Genomic DNA, 11,813 nt, shown 5'->3' on the forward strand with positions numbered 1-11,813 from the left:
AAATAACCTTGAGGGTTACGATATGTTGATCATCGTAATGCCAGACATAAACTTCACTGCTTCAGAAGTTCAGGCCGTAAGTGAATGGGTTGATGCTGGGGGTAGTTTGCTCATACTCGGAGATAAACATGGCTATTCTGATTCAAGGGAGAGAGTAAACGAACTTCTAGGCTTTTCTGATCTGGAATGGAACTCAACTCATAATGAACAGGGGTCATCAACTGTTTTTGCTATGCATCCTATTTGTGAAGGTCTCACAGAAGTATTCCCCGCCGCTGGAGGTGTGGTAAATACTCAAGGAGATGCGGTTCCCATTGTCATCACTGATAACGCTGATGTCGTTGTGGGGGCAGATGAATACGGCTCTGGTAGAGTCGCCATGGTTAGTGATATCAATATTTTCGATCCCACTAGGATTCAGCAACCCGATAACCTTCGACTTTCAGTCAACCTCGCAAACTGGCTTGTTTCTTGGGATGCAGATGTCTTGGTACATCAAAGCTATCACATCAGCCATTTACCTGCCGGCGGGAGTGAGTATCGCTCTTCTCTTTCAAGGGCCCTCAATGAATTAGAAATAGATTTCATGCTCCACACTGTTTCTTCCTACCTGAATCAGAGCTTGCATCTGAAATCATGGGATTTAGTCATCATTGATGCTTCTTATTTCTCGCTTGGGCCGTATTATAATGACATTCAAATCTACCTTGAGTCGGGTGGGAATCTCATTATGCGGGATTTCTATTTCTATGCAGAAGCAGAGACAAGTGTCCATGACCTAGGCCTTTTCAGTTATCTTGGATTTGAAGGGACCGGTTCCAGGATTACGAGTGGACCTCTTGCAGTTTATCCTTGGCAATCAGGTCATCCCATATTCAATCATCCCATTGAATACGATGCAAACAACATCTCCTCGGATAATAACAACTTCTACACTGATTTCACAAATGTAACCCTTTTTGACAATGCCACTGGTGTCGCGGGTATAACACCGACTCCTCAAGAGAACCAATCTGCGATTGTTCTGAGTGTCAACGGAAGAGCTTTGTGCAACATGTTTGCCATTGGGGCTTACACTGATGATACCGACGATTCAACATACGCAGACAACTATGAGCTCTGGCTGAACGAAATTGCATTCATGATGCGACCTACAATCAACAGCCCAAGTGATATGAGTATCGAGGTATTTGAAACCGGGGAATCGATTACGTGGACTCCCTCAAGCGAAAGACCTTACTCATACACGATCGAACGCAATTCAGTCGAAGTAGAGAGCGGCTCTTGGGACGGCGGGCAAATCATCTATGAGCTTGAAGAGAACAGCCTTGGATTAATCGAGTTCGAACTAACCGTCTATGACAGCGTTGGTTCGTTCACAACAGACGAAGTTATGGTGACGGTAGTGGATACAACTTATCCATCTTTTGTGGATGCACCTGATAACCTGTACTACGAAGAGGGAAAGGCTGAGCACTTGGTGAACTGGTCATTCACGGAGGATTTCCCGGATTCTTTTGTTTTCTACATCAATGGTACGGTAGAAGACAGCGGTGCTTGGGATGGCTCAAAGATTTCTGTAAACGCTGGAGGGCTGAGTGTTGGCGTCTGGAATTTAACCATCGCGGTTAATGATACTTCAGACAACTTGGCAACTTCATCAGTCTACCTTACCGTTGCCGAAGATGCCGCAACTACAACCACTACAACGACAACTACTACGACAACTGGAGAAACAACTACTACCACGTCGCCCCCAGAAGGAATGGATTACATATTCATCTTGGTTGCGTCTGCAATAGGTGCAGCTGTGGTGATTGTCATCATCATCTGGATGAAGAAGAAGTAACTCACCTAGAACGCGTGCGAGAGCCATGCAAGTGGCTCTCCTGCTCCTTTTTTTGCGGGAGTTTTCCCAGTCCGATTCTGATGCATCAATAATTTGCCTAAGAGGAGACAAAGAGATATGGATGGTCTCACTTATCCTCGGATTGAATTACTTCTTTGCTTTCTTGCGGAGTTGTCTAACCGCTTCCCGGACATCCTCTTCATCGACTTCTTCTGACATTACTTCCACGTCTTCAGAAGAAGCTAGCCCCGAGGGGGCCTCAGCTTTCATCGCTCGTCTTGTCATTCCTTTTGATCGAACGGCGGCAACCAAGTCCGCAATCTTATCCTCCGTGAGGTCTTCTTCATTGAGTTCCTCCATCGAGATTCCCAAATCCTCCAAAATCGACTTTTGGATTGCAAGCTTGTCGATTTCTTCAACAGCTATACCCGTAATGACCTTAACTAACAACTCGGCTTCCTTAAGCGGTATGAAGCGGCCCTTTGTTCCTTCAGCAATTCTTACGAATGTTCCAATTGCATTCTCGTAGGTGCTGATTTCAGGAAAACAGCCTACCGTGTGGACAACAATCCCTTGGTCGTATGCCTTCTCAACTTCTTCTTCCCACTTTATTCCTTCGGGACAGCCATCTGACCAGTTATCGTTTGGCTCTACTCCGTGTGGAGGTGCGTCTCCTATCAGCACTACGATTTTGGCGGAGTCAAGTAGGAATTCCATGCGATTGGCCACCTCTAGCGCGTCAGCGACCGCTTCAGGGCCGTCGCCGCCACCGTCTGCGTTCATGGCCATGATATTCTTCTCTATTCTTTGAGTGTCACTTGTAAGCTCGTTCTTCTTCGTTACATAGGTCTTCTCTTGCGGAGGGTGGTCTCTGTAGCTCACCAGTCCTATGCGGAGTCGATGGCACAATTCTTCCCTCTGGATTGTACGGATGATTTCCAATATCTTCTGTTTCGCGTTATTGATGTATGGGCCCATGGATCCTGTGTTATCTACTGCAAACACAATGTCCAACTGACCGAGTCTTTCTGACACGCTATTCTCCTCTCGTATTCCTCTCCCACACGAGGATATGAGGTTATTGTGTGGCTTCAAAGTCCGAGTCCTAGCCATGGCCTGAGTAATACGATTCTCTACCTTGCGAAAAATGGCAATCTCTATAATCCATTCTTGAATTCAATAATCACTTGATGGTTCTCCATTGAGAGTGTGAAGCGCGAAAACAAGAACTGCAAACAACATAGGTGAATCTAATAGAGGAGTGTATGTGATGGAGCTGGGTATCACAATCGTTAATCTGGGGCTATTTGCAGGAGGTCTTGCCCTGCTGGTATACAGTGCAGACATATTTGTTGAATATGCCTCACAATTGGCGGTAGAACTAGGCATATCAGAACTTACCATCGGCCTGACGATTGTGGCGATTGGGACTTCAATGCCTGAAATCATTTCTAGCCTCGTGGCAATTCTCGCAGGAAAGCCATCTTTGGCCTTCGGAAATGTTATTGGTAGCTTTTTGGCTAATTTGACTCTCATAATTGGCTTGAGTGCGCTGATCTCTCCGCTGTCTTCAAATGCTGTTGTCCTTGAACGTGATTCGAAAATTATGATACTTGCCATACTCGGGCTTGTTGCAGCCTTGCTGGAACCTATTTCTCCGGGTGTGATTTCATTCTGGGAAGCTCTGCTCTTGCTTCTGTTGTTCGTCACTTATCTCGCGTTTCTCTATTCACAACGGGAGGAGTCCTTGTCTTCATTTCAGTTTCCGGTTTTTATCGATTATTTGATCCGACTGCGTTTTCTGACAACTATTCGAGGTTTGCTACGAAAACCAGTTCGACCGCCTCGACGCGTATCCGGAACTACTAACCAAGAAGAAAGCAGTGGAGGTCTCTTGGCGAAATACAGTGTGATTGTACTTGGGAGTCTTATTCTGATTGTAATTGGCGCACAGGCGTTAATCATCGGAGTTGATTACATTGCTACTGAATGGAGAATTAGCGAGGGGCTTGTTGGTCTTACCCTCGTCGCCATTGGAACCTCTCTACCGGAGTTGGCAGTCTCCATCAACAGCGCCAGAAGAGGCTTTGGACGACTCTTAATTGGAAATGTAATTGGGAGTAACATCGTCAACATAACGCTGGCATTGGGCATTGGTGGATTGCTATCCGGCATAGAAGTGGGTATGTTACAGGGTCTGGTCATGGCGCAACTTGCTGCAGCCGTTGCTCTGGTCTTTCATTATGTCATCCGGCGAGATTGGCGTGTCACTCGGAATGAGGGAATTTTGCTTCTCTCTCTCTTCTTTCTCTCACAGCTTGTCTTAATCGTTATTTCGTTGCTTCCAATCGCCTGACCCTCCAGCATTCCTAGCAATCTCCGTTATCTTGTCGATATCGGGCTGTGATTCATCCTCTTCCCTGATCCATCGGTAAATGATTGTACCATTCCTGTCTACCACAAATACGCTAGGACGTGCAACCATCCTCAGTCCATCCATCTTTTCTGCTAGAACGCCAAACTTCTCCACTACTTCTCTATTGAAATCGCACAGGATTCGGAACGGAATGTTTTCCTCGTCAACAAATGTGTCAATTGTTGCCATGGGTTCAGTCACGATTCCTACGACTCCTACATTGTCTCTCTTCAGCGCCTGGTGTAGTTTCTTGAAGATATGGACTTGGTCTTCTGTGTAATCGGAGAAGGTTTCAGATAGGAATACAAGAACTATGACCTTTCCGGCCATATCTGACAGGTCGAATTCACTGCAGTCCGATGCTTGGAGATGGAAATCGGGTGCTTCTTCACCAACATGCAGTGGTTGCTCAGGGTCCTGCTCAAAGTTTTCACTCATAGTGTGGATAATCCACCCCTTGCCATTTCTATTTATCCAATGATTCAGAACGCAAAGAACTGGTTCAACCATTGATTTCTATGATATTAAGAATTTCTCAGGAAGCAGAGGATTGCTGTTGCAATGCGAATAAGATGCTAGCCCTGCCAGCTCAGACTTAACGGGTCGTACTTCCGCCTTCGTTGTCAGTGTGCAAATCCGAGAGACTGGTGCAGAAAGCCAAAGGAGATAGATTTAGTTTATTGATATTGTTTTTGTATAATCTTAGATGCTCTAGTTGTGTACAGGAGGCAAGCGGAGCGAGATCTATTCTTTGAAGTGCGTTTAGTGAAAGAAGCAGCGTATTCAGCTGACTGCACGCAGCAAGCGGACTTAAATCCAATGACTCGAGCCAGTTCTTTCTAAGGATTAGATACTCCAGCTTTTTGCAGGAAGCAAGTGGCGTTAGGTCAATTTCGGTCAGCTCATTGGACCAGAGATTAAGACCCTTCAGGTTTTTGCAGGATTTAAGTGACGATATGTCGACTGTTTCCAGCTTGTTATGATCAAGATTCAGTCTCTCCAGCTGTGTACAAGAGGAAAGCGCTGACAGATCTATGTAACGAATGTGTCTATCACCAAGTGTGATGTTTCTAACATCCGGAGGGTAAATCACTTGATGTGCAGTTCCATCTTCATTTTCGTAGCGAACAGTGACTCTTTCCACGTCAGAACCCCCGCGATTACATAGCACATTGTTGTGCTTATCATATATTAAGAATCCGCGTGTGGGCCAGAATCATATGGGTACTGGTTTTACGTCTAGGGGATATCAGGCATCAAGTGTTCCCGCTACGGTGCTCAGCCAGCTTGAAGATGTACTTCCGCATCTCTATGGACCGATTCATTCTCCTTTTTCATTCTCCAGGGTAAATTGCCACTTAGCGTTGCTTGCTATTTCGGCTAAACAAGTTTGAAGCCCTTGAGATACCTTTTCGATTAGAGACAATACCATCCTGCGTACTGGGAGAAAGCTATTTATTGTTTAATCGAATAAGAATTTGTTTTATAAAGGGATGTTGATTGAGTTGTCGGATCTATTGGACAAAACCAAAGCATCTCTTCCCAAAACGGAGGGAGAACTTGGCATATCAGGGCTTGAGGAAGATGTGGAAATCATCCGCGATAGATTTGGGGTTCCCCATATCTATGCAGAGAATTTGAATGATTTGTTTTTGGCGCAGGGTTACGTTACAGCGCAAGACAGGCTATGGCAGATGGAGCTGACTAGAAGGACCGTCAAAGGCACGATGTCTGAAATCGTCGGAGAGGCTATGCTGAAGTCAGACCTGTTCTACAGAAACATTGGTCTCAATAGGATTGCACAGAGGCTGGCCCACAGAATAGAAGAGAAAAAAACCGATGAGCATATTGAGATGTTGGATTCATATGGTGCAGGAATCAACCAATACATTTCTCACAACGAGGAAACTCTACCAATCGGATACGAACTCCTTCAATTCAGTCCGGAAGAATTCACGGCACAAGATCAAGTACTTGTTCTCTTAGGGCTCTCGTTTGGACTGAGCGCTACCAACTTCTTCAAGTTCATCAGATTCAAACTGATAGAGAAGTTCGGCGAAAAGACTGCGTCTATTTTATTTCCCCCCGGTAAGACTCCATCCTTCGCAGGTCAGTCGGAGCATGACTTCCTGACTTTTGTACAAAACTCGATTGGGAGCAACAACTGGGTAATATCGGGTGAGAAATCAATCACTGGGAAACCGTTGTTGGCAAATGACCCTCATCTAATGCATACCATACCAGGCATATGGTACGAGAACCATCTGAATGCACCCGATTTGAATGTTACAGGCTTTACGGTAGCTGGACTACCCGGAATCACGGTCGGGCACAACGGACACATTGGCTGGGGGTATACCAATTCCTTTGCTGATGTACAGGATTTGTATATTGAGAAAGTGAATCCTCAGAATCCACAACAGTATCGAAGTAATGGCAAATGGATAGATTTCGAAACTGCTGAGGAGACCATAGACATCAGAGGGAAGGAAGCTTTCCACAAGGAGTTCTTGCTGTCAGAACATGGGCCCATTCTTGAGTCGTATCCCGTGTCCTACGGTGATCTTGGGTTTTTGGAAATCGATGAGAAATACAAGCTGGCACATAGGGGTATTGAAAATGAGGTAGATATCTCAGAAGTATTTGCCGCTTTCCTTCTTCTCAACAAAGCCAAGAACTGGAACGAATTCAAAAACGCAGTGAAACATTGGACTCTTCCCAGTCAGAACATCGTGTATGCAGATGCCGAAGGGAATATCGGCTATCGCATGTCAGGTAAGATCCCGATTAGAAAACGTGGACAAGGTGTTGTTCCTGTTCCGGGGTGGAATGAGGAATATGAATGGGACGGATACATACCCTTTGAAGAGATGCCTCAGTCATTCAATCCAGAAACGCAATTAATTGCTACCGCGAATAACAAGGTTGTCCCTCCGGACTATCCCTATTTCATCAGTCACTACTTCTTGTATCCTTACAGATCGGACCGTATCATTGAGCTGCTGCTTGAGAAGCAAAAGCTTGGTGTCGAAGATTTCAAGCGGATTCAATTAGATCTCTATTCTCGGATAGCTCGAAAAATCTGCCAATATTTGACCAACATTGAACCACGGAATGAACGACAAGCTGAAGCCCTAGAGATACTGAAGAAATGGGATTATCACGTGAGGGTGGACAGTGGTGCTGCACTGATCTATCATGTTTGGATTACGAAGTTCTTGGAGCTTGTATTCAAAGAAAGACTCGGCAAGAAGCTATTCACGCTTTTCATGAATGGTGCTGCAAACACGCTTCATTTCTTGAAATATCCTTCCAGATGGTTGTACCCTGAGGAGAGCCAATCGAACGTGGAGAATCGAGATAGGGCGCTTTCAGACAGTTTGGACATGACTCTTGGTGAGCTTACGGAAAAGCACGGTGATGACATGGAGAGCTGGAGATGGGGCCTACAGCATCATCTTACGTTCGTCCACCCCTTGTCTAAGATTCATCCTGATCTGAAGATATTGAATCGCGGACCCTTTGAAGTACCCGGCGACTTTTTCACTTTGAACGCTTTCTGGAACGCTTCACTTGAGGAGAATAAATGCAACGGAGGGGTTACAATGAGGATGATTCTTGACTTCAGTGACCTGAGTAAATCTGTGGCAGTTGCACCGCCAGGTCAATCAGGACATCCATTGAGTGAGCACTATGGTGACATGATTGAACCATGGTTAAACGGAGAATATCATCAGATGCTCTTTACTCGAGAAGACATCGAGAGAGACCCAAAAGCAACTCTCGTGTTAAGGGCCACCTAGGGGGTGGCTTAACCAGTGTTTTGAGCAGTGGTGTTCGTGATGCCCTCTTTGGCATTGACAAATTACTGAGCGGGAGCCCGAAGATGTGGCAGGCTATCATCTCATCAATCTGAAGAAGGTGCTGGTTGGCGCAAATAGCGGCACAATAAGATAATGACTATGATTATCACTGCAATTGTGACGATTGACATTATGCTACCAAATATCAGAGGCAATTCCAAATCTTGCACTTTTTCTCACTCCTTCCCCATTTCACCAGGAATAACGTTCCTACAGCTACATCAAACGCATCGTAGTCTTATTAACTATTCTTGAGGCCGCCAAGATGGTACACACTCTTTCATTGTGGGGATGTTTGCTCGTTGGGTACAAGTAGCAAAACCGTACAATCTACAACCTCACGACAGAAATGAAGTTTCCTGTTGTTGTATGCTCTTGAGCACGTACCTTTCACAGAGATTCATCTGTCTTTGTGATGTAACCCATGTGGTCGTTTCCTTTATTTGGCACGCCACCATTACTGAGATACCATGAAAGTCGGTATTCTTACTAGCGGCGGCGACGCACCTGGCATGAACGCTGCTATCCGTGCTGTTGTGCGAGTTGGCTGTGCAAGAGGATTTGAGGTGGTAGGTTTTCTGGGTGGGCTACAGGGCCTTATCGACAAGGACTTCAAGCCATTGGATGCCAGAAGCGTTGCTCATATCATTCATCGAGGTGGCACTATCCTCACCACCGGCCGCTCCAAGGAGTTCAAGACGAAGGAAGGCGTTACTGCCGCAGCGGATACACTCCGCGAGCTGAGCCTTGATGCGCTCATAGCAATCGGTGGAGATGGCACCATGCGAGGCTTGGCCTACCTAGGAGAACACTGGAATGGGATACTGATTGGACTCCCGGGCACAATCGATAACGATGTCTATGGAACCGACTACAGCATCGGCTTTGATACCGCCGTCAACAATGCACTCGAAGCAATCGATAAGATCCGAGATACCGCTACATCTTATGCGAGAGTTTTCTTAGTCGAGGTTATGGGCCGTCACTCTGGGCATATAGCTGCGCACGTTGGAATTGCTTCAGGAGCGCTTGCACTGGCCATCCCTGAGACAAAGACTGACTTGAAGCAAATCGCAGACAAAATCATTCGGGGACGGGAGCGAGGCAAAACAAGCGCGATAGTCGTGGTAGCAGAAGGCGACGAGGCGGGAGACGCCACAGAAGTAGGCCGGAAACTCTCGAAGATGATTGATGAAAAATGCAGGGTTTCTGTGCTGGGATACATTCAACGCGGTGGGAATCCTACAAGAAAGGATCGTTTGCTTTCGAGCAGATTGGGAGCACATGCTGTGAAATGCATACTTGAGAAGCGGAGCGGTGTGATGCTTGGCGAAATCGATGGTGAAATCGTAGAGACTCCCTTCGAGGAGACCTGGTCGAATAGCAAAGGTATTCCCAAGTGGATGTTAGATCACATGGCTGAGCTGGCGAGTTAGTTCCCATGTGGATGTATTGGTGCTCAAGAGACACTATTTCATCGATTCCACCCTGACTCGAAAACGTATAATACCGCGGCGTAGATACATGCTGAGAAGGTATGCCCTTTGGAATTGCTCTATCTTATTCCGGGCGACGGAATGCCAGCTGAAGAAATCCAGCGACGAGAGAAAGTCACGAATGAACTGGCAAGACCCGGAACAAAAGTTACCGTTGAAGAGGTTGGAGAAGGCCCGCTTTCTATCGAATCCGAGATAGAAGCGTACATGTCGGTAGGCCCGATGCTAGAATGGCTGTTCAACCTGAGGAAGGACAACACATTCGATGCAATCATGATCGGCTGCGCTGGAGACCCGGGATTGGCAGCTGCACGAGAGTTGATGGAAGTTCCAGTTATCGGTCCGGCGGAAGCTGCGTATCATATCGCCTGCATGGTTGCAGATCGCTTCAGTGTGATATCCCCTCGACAAGCAGGTGCAACTGAATCGGCAGATGACATCTTAGCCAAGACTAGAGCGAGGGGGCTTGGCAGTCTGCTTGCATCAGTAGAGTTTGTTGAGATGCCGATTACAGAGATGTGGAGCGATGATCCCACCAGGGTCATTAAACAGGCTAGCGATGCGATTCACAAAGCCAAGGAGCATGGAGCAGGCGCTGTGGTTCTGGGTTGCATGTCCATGGCGTTTCGCACTGCCACTACGAATTGGGATGTCGGAATCCCGGTCATCAATCCGTTATCAGCTGCAATCAAGATGGCTGAAAGCTTCGTAGACATGGGCATAATGCAAAGCCGTGTAACGTATCCAGCTGCAGACATTGAGAAGCTGGTGGATACGGTTTTCAAAGAATGATGAGAGGTCACACAATGGGAAAAGGAAAGGAGTACTCGGGGTACAAAGCTTACGATTACCTAGAACCTGGAATCGATTACAAGGCATTCAAGTTCAGAGAAGCGACACCAGAGGAATGGTCGTATCTGGTTCCGCTGTCGAAGTCCGAAGAAGAGCGCGTGGAAGAAATCATCGAGAAGAACATCATCATTGATCTCCACGAGCATCCGGTCTTCTATACGGAGGACCCTGCAGAATCGCTTGACCTGAACAGAGAAGGCAGGGACTTCATGGCCTACGAATCACTGAGCAGGTCGGGCCTGGACTGCGTTTTTGACAATATGATGAACGGGTCGGCAATCATTACAACGAAGCATGGCTGGAGCTGGAACGACACGATTCATGACCTAGGCCAGCGTCTCTGTGATATAGCCCACCAGGATTTTGTTATACACTGCAAAAATATCAACGACATTTACTACGCATTCGAAACCGGCAAACTGGCGTGGGTCGCCGCACTTGAGTCATCAACATGCATCGAGAACGAGGTGGACCGCATTGATGTTTTGTATGGTCTTGGAGTGCGCCAGATGGGGTTGGTGTACAGCGAGTCGAATATGCTGGGGACAGGGCTTGATGAAATGCGTGACGGTGGCTTGACAGACTTTGGATATGACTGCGTGATTCGGATGAACAAACTTGGCATGCTCATCGACGTGAGTCATGTTAGTGACCAGACTGCACGAGATACAATCGAATCAAGCAAGGAGCCTGTCATCATCTCGCATGCCGGGTCGAAGACTGTTCACCCAATCAAACGAATGGTACCCGATGATGTATTGCAGGCTTTGGCTGAGAAAGGCGGTATGATTGGTATCGAGGCCGCACCGGGATACACCGCCACGAAGGACAATCCCGTACCCTCGATTGATACCTACATGGAGCACCTGGAGTACTGCATTGACCTGATGGGCATTGATTACGTTGGGTGCGGGCCAGATACCCTCTACGGCGATCATGTCGGTCTATACGAATTGTACGACCAGCAGATGACTAAGGAGGGAAAGGGGCACTATGCACGGCCTAAGCAGGAAGAGGACCTCAAAGTCAAGGAGCTTCCGAGCCATGTAAAGGGGCTTGAAAACCCGACTGAAGCGATACATAATGTCATTCGCTGGATGGTCAAGCACGGATACTCTGATGATGAGATAACGAAGATTGTGGGGAAAAATGCCCTTCGGGTTCTTGAAGAAGTATGGTAGGGTACAGCTCCCCATTAGAGTGAATTGTGGTAGTTTATCAATCTACATTCAAACATACGTGTGGAGACGATGAAGAAGCGAGGTCACATTCTACAAACTCGACTGAGTGACTTTGACGAAGAGGGTGAGCTCAAGGAGGACGCGTCAATTTTCTCT

General features: G+C 46.8%; 9 protein-coding genes. 6 read left to right on the forward strand and 3 right to left on the reverse strand.

What is annotated here, in order from left to right; translation table 11 throughout:
- Positions 1-37: 37 nt before the first annotated feature.
- Positions 38-1,849, forward strand: coding sequence for a hypothetical protein (locus tag GF309_12670; GenBank protein MBD3159638.1), 1,812 nt, complete (start codon positions 38-40; stop codon positions 1,847-1,849).
- A 147-nt stretch (positions 1,850-1,996) separates the two neighbouring features.
- On the opposite strand, the gene GF309_12675 is transcribed toward GF309_12670, so the two are convergent.
- Positions 1,997-2,962, reverse strand: coding sequence for a VWA domain-containing protein (locus GF309_12675; protein ID MBD3159639.1), 966 nt, complete (start codon positions 2,960-2,962; stop codon positions 1,997-1,999).
- Positions 2,963-3,119: 157 nt separating this feature from the next.
- Here GF309_12675 and GF309_12680 point away from each other — a divergent pair, with 157 nt between their 5' ends.
- Complete coding sequence (locus GF309_12680) at positions 3,120-4,205, forward strand: calcium/sodium antiporter (protein ID MBD3159640.1); 1,086 nt, start codon at positions 3,120-3,122, stop codon at positions 4,203-4,205.
- Here the strand turns inward: GF309_12680 and GF309_12685 are convergent.
- Both GF309_12685 and GF309_12690 read right to left on the reverse strand, forming a co-directional pair.
- Complete coding sequence (locus tag GF309_12685) at positions 4,173-4,775, reverse strand: redoxin domain-containing protein (protein ID MBD3159641.1); 603 nt, start codon at positions 4,773-4,775, stop codon at positions 4,173-4,175. The two genes, GF309_12680 and GF309_12685, sit on opposite strands and share 33 nt — an antisense overlap.
- Before the next feature lie 85 nt (positions 4,776-4,860).
- Positions 4,861-5,457, reverse strand: a complete 597-nt coding sequence (locus GF309_12690; protein MBD3159642.1) for a leucine-rich repeat protein — start codon at positions 5,455-5,457, stop codon at positions 4,861-4,863.
- Between the two features lie 301 nt (positions 5,458-5,758).
- On the opposite strand from GF309_12690, the gene GF309_12695 reads away from it, so the two are divergent.
- The 4 genes from GF309_12695 (at position 5,759) to GF309_12710 (ending at position 11,657) form a co-directional block, all read left to right on the forward strand.
- Positions 5,759-8,068 carry a hypothetical protein gene (locus GF309_12695; protein ID MBD3159643.1) on the forward strand — a complete coding sequence of 770 codons (2,310 nt, stop codon included), beginning with the start codon at positions 5,759-5,761 and terminating at the stop codon, positions 8,066-8,068.
- A 530-nt stretch (positions 8,069-8,598) separates the two neighbouring features.
- The gene (locus GF309_12700) at positions 8,599-9,564 is read left to right on the forward strand and encodes an ATP-dependent 6-phosphofructokinase (GenBank protein ID MBD3159644.1); all 966 of its coding nucleotides are present in this window, start codon (positions 8,599-8,601) and stop codon (positions 9,562-9,564) included.
- 108 nt (positions 9,565-9,672) lie between these two features.
- A complete protein-coding gene (locus tag GF309_12705) occupies positions 9,673-10,416 on the forward strand; it encodes a hypothetical protein (GenBank protein MBD3159645.1) in 744 nt (247 codons plus the stop codon).
- A 14-nt stretch (positions 10,417-10,430) separates the two neighbouring features.
- Positions 10,431-11,657 carry a diguanylate cyclase gene (locus tag GF309_12710; protein ID MBD3159646.1) on the forward strand — a complete coding sequence of 409 codons (1,227 nt, stop codon included), beginning with the start codon at positions 10,431-10,433 and terminating at the stop codon, positions 11,655-11,657.
- The last annotated feature ends 156 nt before the right edge of the window (positions 11,658-11,813 follow it).

The sequence above is a fragment of the Candidatus Lokiarchaeota archaeon genome (assembly GCA_014730275.1).
Taxonomy (GTDB): domain Archaea; phylum Asgardarchaeota; class Thorarchaeia; order Thorarchaeales; family Thorarchaeaceae; genus WJIL01.

Bases quoted from the DNA above. Each gene is read 5' to 3' on its own strand.
- GF309_12695 (MBD3159643.1), top strand. From the start codon at position 5,759: ATGTTGATTGAGTTGTCGGATCTATTGGACAAAACCAAAGCATCTCTT.
- GF309_12675 (MBD3159639.1), bottom strand. From the start codon at position 2,962: ATGGCTAGGACTCGGACTTTGAAGCCACACAATAACCTCATATCCTCG.
- GF309_12685 (MBD3159641.1), bottom strand. From the start codon at position 4,775: ATGGTTGAACCAGTTCTTTGCGTTCTGAATCATTGGATAAATAGAAAT.
- GF309_12700 (MBD3159644.1), top strand. From the start codon at position 8,599: ATGAAAGTCGGTATTCTTACTAGCGGCGGCGACGCACCTGGCATGAAC.
- GF309_12710 (MBD3159646.1), top strand. From the start codon at position 10,431: ATGGGAAAAGGAAAGGAGTACTCGGGGTACAAAGCTTACGATTACCTA.
- GF309_12680 (MBD3159640.1), top strand. From the start codon at position 3,120: ATGGAGCTGGGTATCACAATCGTTAATCTGGGGCTATTTGCAGGAGGT.
- GF309_12670 (MBD3159638.1), top strand. From the start codon at position 38: ATGCCAGACATAAACTTCACTGCTTCAGAAGTTCAGGCCGTAAGTGAA.